The 19,411-nt window shown below is 61.6% G+C and carries 18 protein-coding genes and 1 pseudogene; 12 read left to right on the top strand and 7 right to left on the bottom strand.

Annotation, left to right across the window (positions count from 1 at the left end):
• The 3 genes and pseudogenes from DCO57_RS23235 to DCO57_RS23225 form a co-directional block, all read left to right on the top strand.
• Positions 1-488: pseudogene (locus tag DCO57_RS23235) on the top strand (hypothetical protein); the annotation flags it as partial.
• A gap of 65 nt (positions 489-553) precedes the next feature.
• Positions 554-1,252, top strand: a complete 699-nt coding sequence (gene fliP, locus DCO57_RS23230; protein ID WP_116701304.1) for a flagellar type III secretion system pore protein FliP — start codon at positions 554-556, stop codon at positions 1,250-1,252.
• A 109-nt stretch (positions 1,253-1,361) separates the two neighbouring features.
• Positions 1,362-2,420: a DUF2336 domain-containing protein gene (locus DCO57_RS23225; protein WP_116701303.1), complete on the top strand. Its 1,059-nt coding sequence runs from the start codon at positions 1,362-1,364 to the stop codon at positions 2,418-2,420.
• A 176-nt stretch (positions 2,421-2,596) separates the two neighbouring features.
• On the opposite strand, the gene DCO57_RS23220 is transcribed toward DCO57_RS23225, so the two are convergent.
• The 5 genes from DCO57_RS23220 to DCO57_RS23200 form a co-directional block, all read right to left on the bottom strand.
• Positions 2,597-6,874, bottom strand: coding sequence for a tetratricopeptide repeat protein (locus DCO57_RS23220; protein ID WP_208978108.1), 4,278 nt, complete (start codon positions 6,872-6,874; stop codon positions 2,597-2,599).
• A 93-nt stretch (positions 6,875-6,967) separates the two neighbouring features.
• Positions 6,968-7,696: a hypothetical protein gene (locus DCO57_RS23215; protein WP_116701295.1), complete on the bottom strand. Its 729-nt coding sequence runs from the start codon at positions 7,694-7,696 to the stop codon at positions 6,968-6,970.
• The gene (locus DCO57_RS23210) at positions 7,693-8,268 is read right to left on the bottom strand and encodes a DUF6468 domain-containing protein (protein WP_205756265.1); all 576 of its coding nucleotides are present in this window, start codon (positions 8,266-8,268) and stop codon (positions 7,693-7,695) included. The genes DCO57_RS23215 and DCO57_RS23210 overlap by 4 nt, the downstream gene beginning before the upstream one ends.
• Positions 8,268-9,500, bottom strand: a complete 1,233-nt coding sequence (gene fliM, locus DCO57_RS23205) for a flagellar motor switch protein FliM (RefSeq protein WP_116701294.1) — start codon at positions 9,498-9,500, stop codon at positions 8,268-8,270. Before fliM ends, DCO57_RS23210 begins: the two co-directional genes overlap by 1 nt.
• A 6-nt stretch (positions 9,501-9,506) precedes the next feature.
• Complete coding sequence (locus DCO57_RS23200) at positions 9,507-10,016, bottom strand: flagellar basal body-associated FliL family protein (protein WP_116701293.1); 510 nt, start codon at positions 10,014-10,016, stop codon at positions 9,507-9,509.
• A gap of 292 nt (positions 10,017-10,308) precedes the next feature.
• Between DCO57_RS23200 and flgF the strand changes: the two genes are divergently transcribed.
• The 5 genes from flgF (at position 10,309) to DCO57_RS23170 (ending at position 14,910) form a co-directional block, all read left to right on the top strand.
• Positions 10,309-11,049, top strand: coding sequence for a flagellar basal-body rod protein FlgF (gene flgF / locus DCO57_RS23195; RefSeq protein ID WP_116701292.1), 741 nt, complete (start codon positions 10,309-10,311; stop codon positions 11,047-11,049).
• A 21-nt stretch (positions 11,050-11,070) separates the two neighbouring features.
• The gene (gene flgG, locus DCO57_RS23190) at positions 11,071-11,853 is read left to right on the top strand and encodes a flagellar basal-body rod protein FlgG (protein ID WP_116701291.1); all 783 of its coding nucleotides are present in this window, start codon (positions 11,071-11,073) and stop codon (positions 11,851-11,853) included.
• A 15-nt stretch (positions 11,854-11,868) separates the two neighbouring features.
• A complete protein-coding gene (flgA, locus tag DCO57_RS23185; RefSeq protein ID WP_116701290.1) occupies positions 11,869-12,852 on the top strand; it encodes a flagellar basal body P-ring formation chaperone FlgA in 984 nt (327 codons plus the stop codon).
• Complete coding sequence (gene flgH, locus DCO57_RS23180) at positions 12,852-13,601, top strand: flagellar basal body L-ring protein FlgH (RefSeq protein WP_116701289.1); 750 nt, start codon at positions 12,852-12,854, stop codon at positions 13,599-13,601. The genes flgA and flgH overlap by 1 nt, the downstream gene beginning before the upstream one ends.
• Positions 13,602-14,103: 502 nt before the next feature.
• Positions 14,104-14,910: a lytic murein transglycosylase gene (locus DCO57_RS23170; protein ID WP_116701287.1), complete on the top strand. Its 807-nt coding sequence runs from the start codon at positions 14,104-14,106 to the stop codon at positions 14,908-14,910.
• Positions 14,911-15,072: 162 nt separating this feature from the next.
• On the opposite strand, the gene dksA is transcribed toward DCO57_RS23170, so the two are convergent.
• Positions 15,073-15,489, bottom strand: coding sequence for an RNA polymerase-binding protein DksA (gene dksA / locus DCO57_RS23165; protein WP_116701286.1), 417 nt, complete (start codon positions 15,487-15,489; stop codon positions 15,073-15,075).
• 165 nt (positions 15,490-15,654) lie between these two features.
• Positions 15,655-16,074: a flagellar assembly protein FliX gene (locus DCO57_RS23160; protein ID WP_116701285.1), complete on the bottom strand. Its 420-nt coding sequence runs from the start codon at positions 16,072-16,074 to the stop codon at positions 15,655-15,657.
• Between the two features lie 299 nt (positions 16,075-16,373).
• Between DCO57_RS23160 and DCO57_RS23155 the strand changes: the two genes are divergently transcribed.
• The 4 genes from DCO57_RS23155 to DCO57_RS23140 all read left to right on the top strand — a co-directional run bounded on the left by DCO57_RS23155 (position 16,374) and on the right by DCO57_RS23140 (position 19,000).
• Positions 16,374-17,519 carry a flagellar basal body P-ring protein FlgI gene (locus tag DCO57_RS23155; RefSeq protein WP_116701284.1) on the top strand — a complete coding sequence of 382 codons (1,146 nt, stop codon included), beginning with the start codon at positions 16,374-16,376 and terminating at the stop codon, positions 17,517-17,519.
• The gene (locus DCO57_RS23150; protein ID WP_116701283.1) at positions 17,519-17,842 is read left to right on the top strand and encodes a rod-binding protein; all 324 of its coding nucleotides are present in this window, start codon (positions 17,519-17,521) and stop codon (positions 17,840-17,842) included. The genes DCO57_RS23155 and DCO57_RS23150 overlap by 1 nt, the downstream gene beginning before the upstream one ends.
• Entirely contained in the window at positions 17,839-18,333 is a 495-nt protein-coding gene (locus DCO57_RS23145; protein WP_208978106.1) for a hypothetical protein, read from the top strand. The genes DCO57_RS23150 and DCO57_RS23145 overlap by 4 nt, the downstream gene beginning before the upstream one ends.
• 271 nt (positions 18,334-18,604) lie before the next feature.
• The gene (locus tag DCO57_RS23140) at positions 18,605-19,000 is read left to right on the top strand and encodes a hypothetical protein (protein ID WP_116701282.1); all 396 of its coding nucleotides are present in this window, start codon (positions 18,605-18,607) and stop codon (positions 18,998-19,000) included.
• Positions 19,001-19,411 lie beyond the last annotated feature (411 nt).

Here is a 19,411-nt window from a genome sequence, read left to right as displayed (position 1 = left end):
ATGTGTATGAGAGACACGAGCCGGCCGCTGCCGGCGAGACCTCCGGTGACTCAGCGCCTGCCCCCACGCCGGGGCACGAAACCTCTTCCGCTTCCGAAAAGGAGCCGGCACAGGTGGAGCCAGAGGTTCAAGCAGAGGTGCAGACACAGACGGCACCGGAACCGGCAACCGGAAATGCCGGCGACGACAAGCCCGGCCCCGAGGAGTCCGCCGAAAGGGAAATCGTGCTCGATCTGGATGACCTCATCGCTGATACCCCGCCGCAGGCCACCGCAAGCCCCGATCAGGACGAGCCCGCCGCCGCCCAGGACAACACCGTCTCTCAGGACCAGTCCCAAACCCCGGCAAAAGAGGCTTCCTCGGACGAGGAGCCTCGCGACGACCAGGTAAGGCCGGCTGCGCGGCCTGCCCCGACCCTGAGCGAGAAAAACCCGATCGAAGAGGAAATGGCGAAGATACTCGACGAGCTGGGTGGACAGCCCAACTGATGACCCGCGACAGACATTCATTGCGGCGATACGCGTGGCTCGCGTTGCCGGCGTTCGCCGCAGCGATGCTCGCCATTCTGGCCGGTCCGGCCGCCGCCCAGGAGATTTCCGTCGGCTTCGGTGACGACGCCAGCCTGACAGAACGCGCCGTACAGCTCGTCATTCTTCTGACGATTCTGTCGCTCGCACCGTCGATCCTCGTGATGGTGACCAGCTTCACGCGGATCGTCGTGGTGCTCTCGCTGCTGCGTTCCGCAATCGGCCTGCAGACGGCTCCACCCAACATGGTGATGGTCAGCCTGGCGCTTTTCCTCTCCGCCTTCATCATGATGCCGACCCTGCAGGCAGCCTATGACGCCGGTGTCGAGCCGCTGGTCAACGGGGATATCGAATTCGAACAGGCGTTCGAACGCGCTTCGGAGCCCTTCCGCACCTTCATGCTGTCCCAGGTCCGTGAAAACGACCTTGCGCTCTTTCAGGAACTTTCAGGCCAGGACGCTCCGGACGGTCCGGAAGATCTTTCCATGGCCACGCTGATCCCCGCGTTCATGATCTCCGAACTCAGACGCGCTTTCGAAATCGGCTTCCTGCTGTATCTGCCGTTCCTCATCATCGATCTCGTCATTGCGTCCGTTCTGATGTCCATGGGCATGATGATGCTGCCACCGGTAGTCATCTCGCTACCCTTCAAGCTGATTTTCTTTGTTCTTGTCGACGGCTGGAACCTTGTTGCCGGATCGCTGGTCAAGAGCTTTGGTACATGATGTTTTTATGCATACACAATCCTCGAACGTAGAGGAAAATTAACAATAGACCGCAATACTCGCCACTGTACTTGAGGATTTTTCCGCTCCGAACCGCAGTGGTAATTTGGTGATACATCAACAACTTGAACAACTCGCCAGGATCAGGGAACCGGAAGCCAGATCCAAACTCATCCGGGCCCTTGTAGGGGAATACGCCCGCTCGGAAGACCATCAGCCCAGCGAGACGGAACGGGAGCTTTTCTCCGGGATTGTTCTGTCTGTTTTCGATCAGCTCGACCGCGAGGCCCGTTACGAACTGGTCGTGCGGCTCGCCAAGACGGATCGCATCATATCCGCGCTCGCGGACAGGTTGGCTCAGGAAGATTACGCACTTTCGGAACCCGTCATCGAGTGCTCGCCCATGATGAGTCCCAACGGATTGATGACAATCGCCCGGGCCGGCGGCAACGACAAGAGATTGTCCGTTGCCCGCCGGAAGGATGTGAGCGAGGAGATCTGCGACACGCTGATCGCCCGTGGCAACAGAAATGTGGTTCATGCCCTGCTGAACAATCCGCACGTGCCGTTTTCCGTCCGGGGAACCCTGGCCCTGCTGATCTTCGCGAATACGGAACCCGAAGTGCTCGGCGGCATTGCAAGGCGGGCGATCAGGGACGAGGAATTCCTGCGCACCCAGATGGAAATTCTGGAGACAAACTGTCCGCTGCTCCCCCCGCCGCTGAAGACGGCGCTGGAAACGGGAGACCTGCAACGCCTGGCCAATTCGATCGAGGATCAACCCCGCGACGGCGACATCGAGCTGGACGGAGTGAATTACTCCCGCCACGAAGCCAGTATCCAGATCGCCAACGGGGAACTGTCCTTCGATGCGATCCTGCGCACCCTGTTTGAACAGGAGCGCATCGACGCCGCCATCTGGCTGATCAGCCGCAGGATCAATCTCGCCGACGAGGTTGTTTCCGACACGCTCAAATCGGATGCCGACGGCGCCATCATGCGCCTGATGCTGCAGACCGGCATTCACGAAAAGACCTATCGCGACTTTCTCAAGGCCCGCTGCGAGTGGCTTGGCCGCAGCACGAGATCCATTCCCGAACTGGTCATGCGCTATCGTGCCGAGCTGCGCTCCCCGGGCCACTACCGGCCGCAACTCGCGGGCCAGTAGAGCAAGTAGCGCTAACCTGAATTCAGGAATTTTCCCGAGAGCTTCTGCAATGCAGCCTCGGGCCCCTTCCCGAAACCGGGATTTTGCCGGGAGGCACCGCGCTTCCATGATGGCGAGAGCCGGCTGATCCAGACTTTCCGAAGCATCCCGCCTGCGGTCACGTCGACCCGGACACCCTAACCGGCAACCTCGTCGACTTCCGAGGCCGCCGTGGACTGATCCGGACTGCGGTCAGGCGACATATACTGGCGGCGATATTCCTTCAGGAAGGTTTCCAGGGAATCGATGTCCGCCAGTTGGTTGGCGACTTCGAGGAATTCGACGCCCTGGGCCTCGATCGGCCGGGTAACCACCTCGAAGGCCAGCGCCTCCGGGCTGTCGGACATCTTCTCCATATATTTCGTCTGCAACCGTTCCAGGCTCAACTGATCGCCTGCCAGGGAGTAGGCAATGCCGGCCCGCAGAATGTCGCGGCGCTCCAGATCGTCGAGCGGAATATTGTCCGACCAGCGCGAGCCGTGCATCGCCTCGAACTGCTCTCCGGCCTCCCGCCAGCTTTCAGCCGCCCAGAAGGTGTCGGCCCGAAGACGGTCGACATCGGATCCGCGCATGTTGCGCACCAGTTCCAGGGCAAGATCCGGGCGTCCGCTTTCGGTAAGCGCCCTGGCCTCGACAATGTTCCGCTGCCGCTCAAGGGTCGACGGCAGGCTTGCCTGCCGCGTCCTGTTGAGCACCCGCAACGCCTGATCCGACTTGCGGTCCATCAGGTAGATCGCCGCCAGATCCGCAGCAATTTGCGCCCTCGCCGCCCCTTTCAGCCGGTTGTCGACCTGGTGGCGCAGCAGTTCCGTCGCCTGCCCCAGAAGATCCACTTCCACCAGCCGCTTGGCCAGCAGACGGACCATCTCGTCGCCCTGCCGGCCGATAGGCGTCAATTCGCGGAAATCGTAGTAAAGCGCCAGCGCCTTGACCGTCGGCATTTCATCCGCCTTGCCATCCAGGAACAGGGCATTGAACAGCGCGTTCATTTCTTCCTGCAAAAGGCGCGTGGTATCGGAGTCCGGATCCGCCTGGACCGCCGATTTCATTGCCTCGAACGCTTCGCGGTATTGGCCGCGCTCGGCATAGAGCTGCGCCAGGAACCGCAGGGTCTTGAGCTCGATTTCGTCACCGCGCCAGGAGGTGGCCAGGCCTGCCAGCCTGTCGATGGTTTCATCGATCCCCAGTTCGCCGTCACGATAGCGGATTCTCAGCGCCCGGTATTCCGCCTCGGCGGCGCGCGGCCTGTCGTCGGAGCGTGTGACGAGATCGAACACTGTCAGCGCTTCCTGCGAACGACCGGATGCATCGGCGACCCGGCCGCGCAAAATGTCGTAACGGGCAGCCTGCGCGCGGGTCACTTCACTCGGCTCGATCTCCGCCAGGATGCCGTTGGCGATACCGAAATCGTTGACTTCCACCATCGCCTGGGCAGCGGCAAGCTTGAACTCGGTCTGAATGGCGGCAGGATAATTGCCCACCACCGCCCGGCCCCGCGGCATGGCGATGCGCGCCGGCGTCCAGTTGCCCAGCTTGACGTCGACGATCGTCTGCCAGATGGCCGCGTCCGGACTGTTTTTCAGATCCGGCCGGTTCAGATGGGCATAGGCCTCTTCCGGACGGTTGGCCATCGTCTGGGCCGCCCCCATCATCAGATTGAAGGAACTGTCCTCCGCCAGGGCCGGCTCTTCTTCCAGCGACAGCTGCATCAGTCCCAGCGCTTCCTGGGCGAACTGATGGGCGAGATAGAACCGGGCCAGCGCCATCAGCGGCTTGCGGCGCTTGCCTTCCGGCGAATTGGCCAGACGATCCTGCAGTTCCTCAAGACCCGAGCGGTAGGCGCCCGGCCCTTCCGTACTCAGGGAGACGAACTCGATCGGGCTGCTTTCCTCCGGATTGATGATCCGGTTGAATGCCCCGGTTCCCCCGCGCAGATACTCGTTGGACAAGAAAAGACCGCCATCCTTCTCGATAATCACGTCATCGCCGAGGATCTTCATCTTCACCCCGTCGGACTTCGGCACGATGGCGATCCCCTGCGCGGAACTCAGCGCGTTCAGGTCGACGAAATTCTGGGGTTTCAGCAGTCCCCGCGGCGGACCGAAACCGGTGACCAGGGAAATCGTGTCGCCCACGAAGGGATCTTCAACCTGGCGGATATTCTGGGGATCCTGGTAAAGCACCCGCAGAGCCGAGCCGCCGTCGCCGCGGATATTGCGCTCAAGCTGGAGCGGAATGGACGGCTCGAGGATCATGTCGCCAATCACCAGCGACCAGGCATTGCCGTCCACACCCACCGTCGCAAGAACGGGATCATTCATGTCCATGCGCAGGATCTGATAGTCCTCGAACTGGTGGACATCGATGGTATCGGCGGTTTCGGCGAGCGCGGAAACCATTCCCCGCGTGTCGATGGTGGCATCGGTGTCGAACACCAGCCAGATACTGTCATTGCGGCGGAACACCGCACTGGAGACCGGCTCGGAAAACGGAAAGACGACGCGCACAGTATTGCCGATCCGGCGTGCCTCGGCCGAGACGAAATTGCGGACCTCCTCCGCAAATTCGGCAGGCGGCGTCTCCGGGGACGCCGGAAACTCCCTCAAGTCCTGCCCGCCCTTGGCCCTCCAGACCTCCTGTGTCTCCTCGGGACGGCTGGGCAGCCGGATGCCCGCCGGCACGTCAGAACCGCCAAGCCCCGTGCCATCCTGCATCTGCACCGGATCGCCGGGCGAAGAGGCTGTGCCCTGGCCCGCCTGTTCCGTCAACCCGGCGGGCTGCATGGTCGGAATGGTTCCGTTTTCGTCCTGCGCCGCGCCCTGGTTTTGCTCTTGAGACCGGGGGGGCGCGATCTGCTGCGTGGAAAGGTCGAGCATCGGCCCCTGGCGGATGAACTCCTCTTCCTCAATGTCCTCCGGAGCCTGACCGGACAACGGCATGGCTTCCGGGGCAACCGGAGCTCCCGCCTCGGGGGCCGCCTGCACGGTTCTGACCGGTTTCGCCACCGGCAGGCCTCCAGCACGGGGCTCTCCGTCCGGAGCGGGAATGGCTGAAGTGATCAGATCGTTGGAGGGATGAAAGTCTTTCACAGCAACATCCGGAAGGACGGACGCGACCAGCTCCGGCGCGCGAAGCGTTTTGATCGCCAGCTCCCGCGTCTCCGGACCGGTTTCGGCCGCCGCGGCCGGTTTGGACCGGGGCACCATCGCCAGCTGCGGTCCCTGCGGCCCGTCAGTCGGAATCGCGAGCGTAAGATCGAGGGTGCCCGCCGCCGGTTCCCCGCCGTCCGGCAGGGCTGCGCCCTGATTGCCTGGGGCCGGCGTCAGTGGAACAACGGTATAGGCGGGAGAATCGTCGGCCGTGGATTCCTTCAGGATGCCACTGCCTGCGGTGGTCGCCGGACCGGCCGACGGCCGTCCGCGGGGGTTCTTCACCTCGCGCGTGTCCCTGAGACCGGGGGCGGTGATCATGTCCTTCCGGTTCTCGTTGTCCTCGACCGACAGTTCCCTGTTGATCATGGCGTTGGCCGGATCGTTCGCCGTCATGTTCTCCGGAGTTATGTCAATGACATAGGTCTGCTCTTCACGGAAGGCGCGGATATCCACGGACGGCTCGATGCGCATCAGGAACTTCAGCTTGCCCTGATCCAGGAAGGAGGTCGCATCGATCACCCCCTGGGGAAGATGCGCGCGCAGGTGGGAGATATCCAGCTGTGCCGGGTGATTGAACGTCACCTTGATGATGTCGTTCTCGCGCACGAATGCGGTATCGAACTTGATTGACCAGTCGAAGACGAGCCGGGTAAAGGTCGGGTGTTCCCCCACATGGAGGGTCACTTCCGGACCTTCCTGCACCTTCAGCCGCGCCTGTTCCAGGGCACGCACCTTGCGCATGGCCGCCTCGGCGCGCTTGGCCAGTTCCCGCACCACGTCATCGGGCAGTCCCGGCGGCAGGCCCTGCCAGTTGAGAGGCAGGATATCAACGAACAGCTTTTCGCCAGCTTCCAGCGTATTGATCTTGAACTGGTTCTTCAGGGCAAACCGGATGGCGCTGCCGTCTGGATCGCGGCGGGCGATGGCAACGTAGTTCTTGAGGTCGAGCGGCACGTCGTCGACATTGATGTCGATCGGCTCCTCGAAGGAAATCCGCAACACGCCGCCGGTGATCACCGCATCGTAGATCGGCAGCAGCGTCCGGTCCTTGAAGGTCAGGACGATCCGGCCGTATCCGTCCTTCTGGGAAACATCGACATCCACCGGCTCGAGCGACTGGGCCCTGAGCGGGGCAATTCCGGCACAGAACATCATGGCCAGGCACAACCAGGCAGCAGCCGCGATCGGACGCGAAAGCGCCCGCCATCCACCCGTAAGGGCGCAATGGCAGCTTTTACCAATGGTCAGGAATAGTCCCGGCAAGTTGTTCTGTCCTCGAATAACGCCAACACACCATTATTAGTTTTCTGTTCTTAACGTGCCCTTACGCGACCGGTCCAAATACACGTAATTCACTCAGTTTGACGGGATTTTCGGCAGGCTGCCCGGCACGGAAGCCCGGGTCTGCGTCGGCCTTGGCGCTTGTGCGGCTGCATCGGGATCACCGGCAATGGCAACGGTCAGCCTTTCCGCCGACTCACCGGACATGCGGGCCAGGATATCGGCCATTTTCCGTGGCTTCATCTGGCGGACCACCTTGAGGAGGATGGGAAGACTCAAACGATCGAAGATGCGGGCGGCATCCTTGGCCTTCATGCTTTCATACATGGTCACAAGTCCGGCAATCTCCGCCTTTTCCTGCTTTTCCTTCTCTCCGACGGCCGCTTCGATCCGCTGTTCCAGCTTCTTCAGTTCGTCCACCCGCTTCTGGATGCGTTCTTCCGTCGCCTGGAGGAGCTTTTCACGCAGATCCAGCTGACCTTCCTGTTGCTGAAGGTCTTCCCGCCGCTTTCCCAGACTTTCCAGAACCGCCCGTTCGGCGGCGGACCCGCCGATTTCAAGACTGTTCGGCAAGACCGGCTGGTCCGGAAGCTCGCCTCCCGGCGGTGGCGGCGGCGCGCCGTCATCCGGCATCGCAGGCGGCGCATCGGCTCCACCGGCCTCATCGCTGGCGGCAGTTTCCTGCGCGACTGCCCCGTTGATGGGAAGATTGCCGCTGTCCGCCCCCAGCACGAGGCCGAGCAGCTTCAGCGCAAGCAGGGCGCTCGCCGAAATCCCCAGCAAAGGCAGCAGTCTCAGATTCATGCCGCAGCGCCCTTTCGCCTGCGAAACTCTTCCAGACGGGCCGTTGCTTCCGCTGCCGCGCTGCGGATATCGGACGTCCGGCTGCGCTTGCGGTCAGGCTCATGCTCCGCTGTCACTGGTCCGGGATAATGGGCGGCGGGCGCATAGGCCTGCTCCGCCGGCGCATAGCCCGGCTGTGTCTCGGGCGGCTGCACCGCATAGGCCTCGCCGCGGGGCGTACTTTCCCGCTGCGGCATCGCCGAGCGGGCCGCCTCCGCGATCTGGCTGATGCGGGTAAAGACCCTCTCGCCCTCGCCCAGCTGGTCGGCCAGGGTATGCGACATGGTCTCCGCCTGCTTGAGGCGCGTGCCGAGGGTCTTGTCCGCATCCGCGGCGGTGCTCTTCAGGCCAAGGATCGCCCGTTCGGCGATTTCCGTGGCCGTCATCAGCTCCGAAATGGTCGCCCGCAGCACCTGTTCGTCGGCGCGCAGCCGTTGCAGGCGTTTGTTGAGCATCCAGCAGTAACCGATCGTGATCAGCAACAGAACGGCCACCAGCCCCTCGATAATCATTCCCAATGGCAAGGTGGTCATCAGTTCTCCATTTCGCTTTGCATGGCGCGCTCGAATGCTGCCAGGGTCATCTTGGGCTTGCGCAAGTTCTTTGCGACACGAATGGAAATGGAGTCGTCCACTTTCCCGAGTGTTCCTTCCGTGAGAGGAACATTGCCGCATTTGATTGTCACGGGGTCGGAAGGGCTCACGTCGAACAGCAGCGTCTGACCGACATCCAGGCTCAGGATCCGCCCCAGCGGCAGATAGGTTTCGTAAAGGACCGCATCGACCTCGACCTGCGCCGCATGGATTTCCGAGGCCAGATGGCCTTCCCAGATCGGATCGCGGCCGAACTTCTCGCCCATGAACATCTGCAGGAGCAGATCGCGGATCGGCTCCAGCGTTGCATAGGGCATCATGATCTCGACCGATCCACCCCGATCTTCCATGTCGATCCTCAACTCGACGAGGATCGCGGCGTTCGCCGGGCGGGAGATCGCCGCGAAACGCGGGTTGGTCTCGAGCCGTTCGAGATTGAAGTGAACCGGAGACAGCGGCGCGAAGGCCTGCTCCGCGTCCTGCAGGATCAGCGCCACCATCTGCTGAACGAGACCCGTCTCGATTGTGGTATAGGGACGCCCCTCCACGCGGACCGCGGACGTGCCCCGCCCGCCGCCGAGCAGCACGTCGATGATCGAATAGATCAGGCTCGACTCAACCGTGATCAGACCGAAACCATCCCATTCCTCGGCCTTGAACACCCCCAGAATGGCCGGCAGGGGGATGGAGTTCAGGTAATCGCCGAACCGGACGGAACTGATGGAATCCAGCGACACCTCGACATTGTCCGAAGTGAAATTGCGCAGGGAAGTGGTCGTCAGGCGCACGAGCCGGTCGAACACGATTTCGAGCATCGGCAGACGCTCGTAGGAGACCATCGCCGAGTTGATCAGCGCACGGATACCGCTCTGGTCACCGGCGATCGTGTCCTCGATGTTGAAGCCGAGAAGGTTGTCGATTTCCTCCTGGTTGAGAACACGGTCGGCGCCTCTGGTGGCGTTTTCAAGATCCGGCTCGCTGTCGTCGATCATGGCCGCCCATTGGGCCGCCATATCGTCGGAACCGCCGGCCCCCTGCTCTTCCAGGGCAGCCCCCCAGGCAGCAGCCAGATCATCGTCCTCTTCGCCGGCCGCACCTTGCTCGGCAAGGGCAGCTCCCCAGGCATCGGCCATGTCCTCTTCGGACAGGTCGTCTTCTTCGATATCAGCCATTAGTCCCTACTGAACAAGGATTTCCTTGAACAGCACCCCTTCAACCTTTGCCGGATAGACCGACAGATTGATCCGCCTGAGCAATTCTTCCTTCAGACGGAACAGACCGGCAGACCCTTCCAGGTCCGCAGGGCGCAGCTCGCGCAAATAAATCTGGAACGCATCCAGAATACGCGGCAGATACGGTTGGATCTGGTCGATCATCCCGCGGTTTTCGACTTCCAGGGCGATCCGGACCTTGAGATAGGTGGAACGCCCGTCGGTCGCCAGATTGACGGTCATTTCCGGCAGGTCGTAAAACACCACCGGCTTTTGCACTTCCTGAAGCGGATCCGGCTCACCCGGCGTCGGCGCCGGGCTGTCGCCTCCCATCAGGAAGAAATAGCCGGCCCCGCCCGCAACGGCCAGAACAGCCACGCCGATGCCGCCAAACAGCAACAGCTTCTTCTTGCCGCCCTTGCCACTGCCGGCAGCAGCGTCTTCTTCGTCGTCGCCCGCGGCATTTTCGTCCGCCATTCCGCACTCCGCATCTGCTGGCGCTCGCGCGCGCTAATTATTACTAAAGAGTTAATGGTTAACGAGTGGTTAACGATTAAGTGTCGGCACATTGGCGCGAGTCACCGGGCAAATATTGCCAACTGGTTAAGTTCTGCCGGAATCTCTTGCCGCATGCATCCGCCCCCTTTGGCTTTTACCCAGATTTCCCAACGATTTAAAAACTGGCACGCTGTGTGCATTAACCTTAACGAGCCAGCGGATCTGGGGAGATCGGCCGGCTTTTCGGGGAGCATGAAGGGAACCGTTCGCAATGGAGAACGCTCAACTAGTCGCCTTGTCGAGGCAATCGAACTTGCGCCACCATCTCGATGTGGTCGCCAACAACATGGCGAACATCAACACATCCGGATACAAGTCGCAGAATCTGCATTTCACTGAATATCTCATGCCGGTCGCAGACGGGTCCGCTTTCCTGCCGCAGGATCGCGAGATTTCCTACACGGACATGTTCACGACGCGGACGAATTTCGAACACGGTTCGATCAAGCTGACCGGCAACGAGTTCGATCTCGCCCTGAACAGCGACGGGTTCTTCGTCGTGCAGATGGACGACGGCACGGAAGCCTATACCCGCTCAGGCGCCTTCGGTCTGGATGCGAACGGACAGCTCATCACCACCGGAGGCCGGCCGGTCATGACCGATGCGGGCCCGATCACCATCTCCGTCGAAGACGGCCAGGTTGAGATCGCCAAGGACGGAACCATCGCCACCGAACAGGGTATCCGCGGCAAGATCAGGGTCGTCGACTTCGAAGACGTCCGCACCCTGGAGAAAGTCGGCGACACCCTGTTCGCCGGAGAAAATCCCATTCCTGCTGCCGAAGTGCGCATGGTTCAGGGAGCCATCGAGGGCTCGAATGTCTACGGGATCACGGAAGTGACCCGCTTGATCGAGGTCACCCGCGCTTATGACGCCACATCCAAGGTCGTGAACGACCTGGACGAGTTGCGCCGTCAGGCGATCGGCACCCTTGGAAAACTTCAGGCCTAAGCGGCATCGAGGAAGAAGAACATGAAAGCACTCCATATCGCCGCGACGGGCATGAAGGCCCAGGAACTGAACGTCGAGGTCATCTCGAACAACGTCGCCAACATGCGTACCACCGGGTTCAAGAAGCAGCGGGCGGATTTTCAGGATCTGCTCTACCAGAACCTGCGCCGCATGGGCACGGAGACATCCGATGCGGGAACGATTGTTCCGACCGGCATTCAGATCGGCTCCGGCGTCAAGCTGGCTTCCACCACCCGCATCATGTCCCAGGGCTCGCTGGAACAGACCGGAAAGTCGCTCGATCTGGCAATCCGTGGCGAGGGCTTCTTCCAGATCGACATGCCCGACGGCACCACGGTCTATACCCGGGACGGCTCTTTCGAGCGGGACGCCGACGGCCAGCTCGTGACGGTTGACGGCTATACCGTCAATCCCGGTATCAACATCCCGGAAACCACCCTGGACATCACCATCTCCAACACCGGCGAGGTTCAGGGGGTCGATCAGGCGGGCAACACTGTCCAGCTCGGCCAGGTCCAGCTGGTCAGATTCGTCAACACGGCCGGTCTCGAGGCCATCGGCGACAACCTCTTCCGTGAAACCGATGCCAGCGGCGCGCCGGAAACCGGCGATCCCGGCGACGACGGCTTCGGCAGCGTCGCACAGTATTTTCTGGAAATGGCCAATGTGGACGCGGTGACGGAAATCGCGGATCTGATCTCGGCCCAGCGTGCCTACGAGATGAATTCCCAGATCATCCAGGCAGCCGACGAGATGTACTCCACGACCACCAACCTGCGCTAGGAACGGAAGGCCGAGATGATGAAACACCTTCTCACTGCCGTGATGGCTCTCCTGCTGGCTGGTCTTGCCGGCGGAATGTCGCTGGCCGAAGATCGTCCGGTCCTGCGCTCACAGGTTCTCACCCTGTCGGAGATCGTGACCGTTGGCGACTTCTATTCAAACGCCGGCCTGCTGGGCTCAAAGCCCCTCTTCCGCTCACCGGACATGGGGACCTCCGGCAACGTCGACGCGGATGTGGTCGCGGCCCGCGCCCGCGCGGCGGGCCTCGAATTTGCCAGCACCGACGGACTGCGCACGGTTGTCGTTCATCGGGGTGCGACACGCTTCGACCGGGACAGGCTGGAAGTCCTGGTTCGCTCCGCACTTGCCGAGCGCAATGCCGGTATCGACGCCGACAGTCTCGACGTGCGGCTGGTTCAGGCGCCTGACGAGATCCTGGCCGACCCCAAGATAAGCGATCCCGTACGGATCGACCGGGTCGACTGGTCCCAGTCCAGCGGGCGCTTCACCCTCAATATCTCGGTGGCCGTCGAACACGGCACCCGTCCCGTGACCCTGAGCGGCACGGCGGTCGAAATGATCGAGGTGGCGACCCTGGCGCAGCCGCTTCGCCGCGGCGACATTCTCAACGAAGACGATGTCGCCATCATCCGCCTGCCGCGCAACAAGGTGCCCGCGGGCGCAATTCTGGATGCAGATGAAATTGCCGGCAAGGAAGCGCGGACCGGCCTGCGCCCCAATGCGCCCCTGACCCGCAACGACTTCCGCAGCCCGATCCTGATCAGCCGCGGGGAAAAGGTCACCGTGACCTATGAAATGGCGGGCATGAAACTGACGTCCCGCGCCCAGGCCATGGATGACGGCGCCAAGGGTGACGTCATTGACGTCATGAACCTTCATTCCCGGCGCATCGTCCCGGCAATTGTTTCCTCCCGCGGTCAAGTACGCGTCCATGCCGCCAATCCTGTCATTGCAAGCTTGAACAGCGAGATCAACTGATGCTCATTTCTCTTCCAAGACACTTCCTGGCGAGCATCGCGCTGAGCGCTCTCGCAGCCGGATGCGGCACCGCCGACAAGCTGGCCAACGTCGGTCAGCAACCTGTCCTGAACGCCATTCAGGATCCGACCACCACCCCGGGCTACCGACCCGTGCAGATGCCCATGCCGGAACCGCAACAGGCGCATTACAATCCCAATTCGCTATGGCAGTCCGGCAGCCGCGCCTTCTTCAAGGATCAGCGCGCCAGTCAGGTCGGTGACATCCTGACCGTTGTGGTCACCATCGACGATCAGGCCGAAATTGAAAACAAGACCGAGCGCAGCCGCTCGGAAAGCAGCGGCGCCGGCGTCGGCGGCGCACTGGGCACGGCCATCGACACGATCTTCCTGCCGGCCAGCACTGCTGCCAGCGATCTGGCCAACACCAACAGCAATTCCAGTTTCGAGGGCGACGGCAGCGTCGACCGCAACGAAACGCTGCAGACGACCGTGGCCGCCGTCGTCACCCAGGTCCTGCCCAACGGCAATCTGGTGATCGAGGGCCGCCAGGAGGTTCGCGTCAACTTCGAGGTCCGCGAGCTGATCGTCGCCGGTATCGTCCGTCCGGAAGACATCACCGCCAACAACCGCATCGCCAGCGAACAGATTGCCGAGGCCCGCATCGGCTATGGCGGCCGCGGCCAGATATCCGATGTCCAGCAGCCGCGCGTCGGCAACCAGGTCCTGGATATCCTGCTGCCGTTCTGATCCGGCACCCGGTCGGACCACGGGCCCCTTCACCCCACAATCAGGGGCCCGTGATCCGAAGTTCCCCCGGCCGGTGCGGGCGGCGTGTTCTAGAAGCGCCCAACGTTCCGGCTGACAACGGGCATGGTGTCTCGCTCCCCGAGCACCATGCCCGTTCTCTTTTTTGACAAACAGCGGGACAGGCCCCGGACAATCGCGGGCCGACCCCGGTCGCGGCACATGGTCGACGGTTCCAGCCGACGCCCGCCTTCCTTGCCGGCTGAAAAGATCTCCATGGTATAAAGCCTGATTGTTTTCCCGATTCCGAGCCACGTGACATCGACGCTTATCGTGCTTGCGCAGTCATCAGACACGATCCCTGACGCAATCCCTGCCCCACCGGCGCTCCGGCACAGCGCCGTGCGCTTGGCCGAAACTGTTCCGGCCCCGACAACAGAGTTGATGACGCAAGGCGAATTTGAGCTAATATGACCGGCGGTATATCGGAGCTAGCGGAGCCCTCATGCGCCTTTTCATATATGTTTTTCTTGGATGTTTTCTTGTTTTCCCCCTCACCGCCTCGGCAGCGTCCTGCGGCAACGGTCCCGGCGGATTCGAGGCCTGGCGTGACGACTTCATCGCTCAGTCCGCCCGCCATGGCCTGAAACCGAGGGTCGTGAAGCCAGCCCTTCAGAATGTCAGCTACAATTCCAAGGTGATCCGGCTGGACCGCGGGCAGAAGTCCTTCAAGCTGAGCTTCGAGCAGTTCTATGCCAAGCGGGTCAACAACGCGATGATCCGGCGCGGCCAGAAACTCGGCAAGACCTACGCACGAATCTTCAGGGGTATCGAACGGAAATACGGCGTTCCGGCACCGGTGATTCTGGCGATCTGGGGTCTGGAAACCAACTATGGCAGCTTTTCCGGCAACATGCCCGTGCTCCAGTCTCTGGCAACCCTCGCCTACGACTGCCGTCGCTCGGCATTTTTCACCAACGAGCTGGTCGCCGCCCTGACCATCGTCCAGCGGCGCGACATGACCCCGGCCGAAATGAAGGGGGCCTGGGCGGGTGAACTCGGCCAGACCCAGTTTCTCGCATCGTCCTATGTCAAATACGCCGTCGACTATGACCGCAACGGCCGCCGCGATCTGATCCGGTCGATCCCCGATGTTCTGGCCTCCACGGCAAATTATCTGGCAAAGCACGGCTGGCGTCGCGATCAGGGCTGGGGCCCGGGAACCGCGAACTACAAGGTCCTGCAGAAGTGGAACAAGGCCGGAGTTTACGTTCGCACGATCTCTGTCATGGCGGACAAGATCGCCGGCTGATCCCGCACCGGTGCGCGCCCGGTCCGCATGGGCCGGCGCAGACCCGCCGGGCGCATGTCCGCGACGGGCTCCTCTTCCGGAAACAAAAAACCTTCCCGCGATGGGGAAGGTTTGAAGTCACATCCTCCACCGTCTTTGCGGCGGCCTGTCATTGTTCGCAAGTCAGTCGTCCCGGTAGACCTTTTCCCGGCGTTCATGCGCTTCCTGTGCCTCGATCGACAAGGTTGCGATCGGCCGGGCCTCAAGGCGCCGCAGGGAGATCGGTTCGCCCGTCTCCTCGCAATAGCCGTAGCTCCCGTCGACAATACGTTCCAGCGCATCGTCGATTTTCGAAATCAGCTTTCGCTGCCGGTCACGCGCGCGCAACTCGATCGAGCGATCCGTTTCGGACGACGCACGGTCGGCAAAGTCGGGATGATTCTGGCTCTCTTCCTGAAGGTTGGTGAGCGTTTCCTTGCTCTCCCTCAGGATGTCCTCTTTCCAGGCAAGCAGCTTGTTGCGAAAGTATTCCCGCTGCCTGTCATTCATGAACGGCTCGTCTTCCGAGGGTCGGTAGTCAGACTCTATTTCAACCGTCATCGATAGCTCCGGATTACCGTTAGGCCGGGCGCAATATATAGCCGCATCCTTCAACCGACAACGGTCCATTTTGAAAAAATAAAAACGCGGAAATAGCAAATGTTTCAATCCGTTGCGTAAGGTTGCCCGGAAATTGGTGCATATTCCCTACGTCCTCGGGACGCCTCAGTCGAGGAATCGGCCGAGCTTCGCCAATTCGACTTTGACGCGCAATTCGATCTCCTCCATCACGGAATCGACGTCGGGATCGCCGCTGGACTGGCGTCGGGAAACATCCTGCGCAAGCCTCTCCAGCCGCTCTTCGGAAACATGTCCGCCGAGCAGGTCGGCGCGGATGGCCTCAAGAGAATTCAGCAGCCCGTGACCGCGCTTCGCCGCCCGGGACCGGCGCTCGGCAACCTCATCGACTTCCTGCAGCGCCAGAAGCGCATCCATCCCCTGGATCCCGGCCCCGCCGGCGGTCGGCGCGGACTGGGAGACTTCCTCGCCCAGATCCGGAGCGAAACCCTCCGCTCCGGAGGAGCTCCGCTTTTTCGAGCTTTTCCCCTGGACCCCGGTGATCGGTTTATTGCCTGTAATACGCATTTTCTTTTCCGGTCCAACTAAGGGTTTGAATCCCCTGCCCGTCAAATTCTGCCGGTAAGGGTAAATGAGTCCTTGCGCATTGGGCAATATTTGCCGCCCCGCAAACGCATATTCTTTACCCGGATCGGCAAATTTACGTGGATATGCTTGCAACCATACCGGAAAACAAAGGAGAATCCGGGCAATTTAATCGAAAGAACCACAAGCTTCCTGAAGTTGGCACGGCTCTCGCATTACGCAAGACCAGAATGTGTGACCGGCAACAGTCGCCGGATCGGGAAAACGGGCAAGAAACAGCAATGCGAAATTTGGGTGAAAAGACTTCCCGTTGGTGCGCGCGGATCGCCTGCGCCGCCGCAGCCCTTGTCATCGGGGCATCCATTGTCCTGACACCTGCGCTTGCCGCCTCCCGCATCAAGGATATTGCCGATTTCGAGGGTATCCGGGAAAACCAGCTTATCGGATACGGGCTTGTCGTCGGCCTCAACGGCACGGGCGACTCCCTCAACAATTCGCCTTTCACCCAGCAGAGCCTGCAGGCGATGCTGGAACGGCTCGGTGTGAACACCCGCAATGTCGATCTGAATACGGACACGGTGGCCGCAGTCATGGTCACCGCGAATCTGCCGCCCTTTTCCACACAGGGCACGCGCATCGACGTCAATGTCAGCGCCCTCGGCGACGCGGAGTCGCTTCAGGGCGGCACGCTTCTCGTCACCCCGCTCGTCGGCGCCGACGGCGAGGTCTATGCCATCGCGCAGGGTTCGGTCGCCATCGGCGGCTTTTCGGTTCAGGCCGACGCCGCCTCCGTTGTCCGGGGCGTTCCGACAGCCGGACGCATCGCCAACGGCGGACTGGTCGAGCGCGAACTGGATTTCAAGCTCGCTTCCCTGACCACCTTGCGCCTGGCGCTGCGCAATCCGGACCTGACCACGGCGCGGCGGATCGCACTGTCCATCAACGAGCTCATCGGCATGCCGACCGCCGAACCTCTCGACCCGGCCACGGTGCGCCTCGATCTGCCGCAACGCTATGACGGCAATATCGTCGACCTTCTGACCGACATCGAACAGCTGATCGTTGAACCCGACCTTGCCGCCCGCATCGTCATTGACGAGAACTCCGGGATCATCGTGATGGGTCAGGACGTCAAGGTGTCCATGGTCGCCGTTGCCCAGGGCAACCTGACCGTGACCATCGCCGAAACGCCCCAGGTCTCCCAGCCGCTGCCGTTCTCCGACGGAGAGACCGTCGTGGTGCCGCGCTCGGAGGTGTCCGTCAACGAGGACGACGAGGCGAAACTCGCGATCGTTCCCGAAACCGTCACCCTGAAACAGCTGGTCGACGGGCTGAACGCCCTCGGCATCGGCCCCAGGGACATGATCTCCATCCTGCAGGCCATCAAGGCGTCCGGCGCCCTGCAGGCAGAAATCGAGGTGCTGTGATGCTCGCGCAGATGACGACACCGCAGGCCGCAAGCACCGGCCAGCGCAATCCGCTGGACACGATCAAGGGCGTCGACCCGAATGACAGGACTTCGGCCAGCAAGGCGGCCAAGGAATTCGAGGCTGTTTTCCTGAACACCATGCTCCAGAACATGTTCACCGGCCTCGACCAGGGTGGCACATGGGGCAGCGGCCACGGGGCGGATGCCTGGCAGAGCCTTCTGATCGACGAATATGCACGCACCATCGCCGAAAACGGCGGCATCGGACTGGCCGATAGCGTGGAACGCGAATTGCTTTCTTTACAGGAGGGGGCCAGATGACAGCTCAACCGGAAACCACGACCTTCCCGTTTTCCCTGGAACGGCCGACGAGTCCCCAGGATGCGGAAACCTTCTGCACGGCCCTTTCCGGCACCATGGAAGCCCTGTTGTCCGTCATTGAAATGGAAACCGACCTGGTGCGGGCCGGCAAGTTGCAGGATGCCGGCGAACTTCAGGCCGACAAGGCCCGCCTTATCCATGAATACACGCGCGGCATGATGACCGCGAAAGACCATGCGGTGGCCCTTGGCAATCTCGCGCCGGCCGCGACCCAGGCCCTGCGCCGCCAGCACGGCGAATTCCAGCCTGTCCTGCGGATCAATCTGGCGGTGCTTTCCACCGCCCGCGATGTGGCCGGCAACATTGTCGCCACCGTCGCCAAGGTGGCCGGCGCCAGGAACGCGACGGCCCCGACGACTTACGGGCGCAACGGCTCGGCTCCGAGCGGCCCCAAGATGGCGCATGGCATCGCCGTCAACCAGTCTCTTTAGGCTCTTCAGAGTCTTCAGGTGCCCCGGCGCCCACGAGAGATGCCGTCTCCCCTTGCCCGAAGGAGCCTGCAGGCCGGGCCGTCTTACATGTCTGGGGAAGAACCGTTAGAATACCGGCAAAAGCGCGAGCCGTGCGACCCCGAATCAGGCGCGGCCGGAAACAATTAAAAGCCGACAGGTAAAATCCTAACCAATTCATTAACGGAAGTTTTATTCCGCTGCGTTATCTTGTCTTTAATTGGGTATCTGTATCGAGCAACCCGGAGACAAGATGATGGACACGGGACTGGCCCGGCCGCCATCGCCGACGTATACGGCGATCACGCCGGTTACGCGGGCTCCAGAACGGAACGCTCCCGCCGCAAAAACCGAATTGCCGAGAGAAGCCACCGTCAGCCCCGCTGACGAGGGCAGCGACGGCCAGCGGGCTGCCAACAATGCCCGCGATCAGAAAAATCAGGCCGATCCCGTCACCCCCCGGCTTGAGCGCCGCAACATCATCGATCCGGACAGCGAGAGTCTGGTCTATGTCGCGACGAACACCGACACCGGCCAGATCGTGCGACAGATCCCGAGCGAAACCCTCCTGCGTCTCCGGGCCTATTCCAGGACCATGGAAGAAAGTCAGCCAAGCCAGACCGGAAAACCGGTTCAACTGGTCGTCTGACACGGCGCTGCGAGACAATCGCAGCACGCCTCCCTTTTCCCAGGCCGTTTCCGTCTTCTTGCCCTGCCTCCCTTTGGAAAGCAGCCTTCCGCCTCAGGGCGGTCGCGGCAAGTTTCAACACCTCCCGTCAATACGGAACAGCTCACTCTCCGGCCAAGCCCGCTTCCCGCATACATTAAAGGATGCCCGCTCAGCAGCCCCTGCCCCGGCCGGCTGCGGAACCGCAGTGCGATCATCCATTGCCCGCCGCGCTGCTGAAAGATTTCAGTCGTAAAAAACTCCATCATCAAAATATAGACACAGGAACAGCAGGAACGATTACTGAAGACATCTATTTACTCTGCATTAAGGTTAATACACGCTAACCACGTTTGTTTAGATTTCCTTACACCCGCCGGCCGTTCTATGCCC

The organism is Labrenzia sp. 011 (assembly GCF_003075075.1).
In the GTDB taxonomy this organism is placed as follows: domain Bacteria; phylum Pseudomonadota; class Alphaproteobacteria; order Rhizobiales; family Stappiaceae; genus Roseibium.
This window is presented reverse-complemented; position numbering and strand designations above follow the sequence as displayed.

Excerpts from the sequence above, each read along its gene's own strand:
- fliP (WP_116701304.1), top strand. The coding sequence starts at position 554 with ATGCTCGCCATTCTGGCCGGTCCGGCCGCCGCCCAGGAGATTTCCGTC.
- DCO57_RS23215 (WP_116701295.1), bottom strand. The coding sequence starts at position 7,696 with ATGAATCTGAGACTGCTGCCTTTGCTGGGGATTTCGGCGAGCGCCCTG.
- DCO57_RS23210 (WP_205756265.1), bottom strand. The coding sequence starts at position 8,268 with ATGACCACCTTGCCATTGGGAATGATTATCGAGGGGCTGGTGGCCGTT.
- fliM (WP_116701294.1), bottom strand. The coding sequence starts at position 9,500 with ATGGCTGATATCGAAGAAGACGACCTGTCCGAAGAGGACATGGCCGAT.
- DCO57_RS23200 (WP_116701293.1), bottom strand. The coding sequence starts at position 10,016 with ATGGCGGACGAAAATGCCGCGGGCGACGACGAAGAAGACGCTGCTGCC.
- flgF (WP_116701292.1), top strand. The coding sequence starts at position 10,309 with ATGGAGAACGCTCAACTAGTCGCCTTGTCGAGGCAATCGAACTTGCGC.
- flgG (WP_116701291.1), top strand. The coding sequence starts at position 11,071 with ATGAAAGCACTCCATATCGCCGCGACGGGCATGAAGGCCCAGGAACTG.
- flgA (WP_116701290.1), top strand. The coding sequence starts at position 11,869 with ATGATGAAACACCTTCTCACTGCCGTGATGGCTCTCCTGCTGGCTGGT.
- flgH (WP_116701289.1), top strand. The coding sequence starts at position 12,852 with ATGCTCATTTCTCTTCCAAGACACTTCCTGGCGAGCATCGCGCTGAGC.
- DCO57_RS23170 (WP_116701287.1), top strand. The coding sequence starts at position 14,104 with ATGCGCCTTTTCATATATGTTTTTCTTGGATGTTTTCTTGTTTTCCCC.
- dksA (WP_116701286.1), bottom strand. The coding sequence starts at position 15,489 with ATGACGGTTGAAATAGAGTCTGACTACCGACCCTCGGAAGACGAGCCG.
- DCO57_RS23160 (WP_116701285.1), bottom strand. The coding sequence starts at position 16,074 with ATGCGTATTACAGGCAATAAACCGATCACCGGGGTCCAGGGGAAAAGC.
- DCO57_RS23155 (WP_116701284.1), top strand. The coding sequence starts at position 16,374 with ATGCGAAATTTGGGTGAAAAGACTTCCCGTTGGTGCGCGCGGATCGCC.
- DCO57_RS23150 (WP_116701283.1), top strand. The coding sequence starts at position 17,519 with ATGCTCGCGCAGATGACGACACCGCAGGCCGCAAGCACCGGCCAGCGC.
- DCO57_RS23145 (WP_208978106.1), top strand. The coding sequence starts at position 17,839 with ATGACAGCTCAACCGGAAACCACGACCTTCCCGTTTTCCCTGGAACGG.
- DCO57_RS23140 (WP_116701282.1), top strand. The coding sequence starts at position 18,605 with ATGATGGACACGGGACTGGCCCGGCCGCCATCGCCGACGTATACGGCG.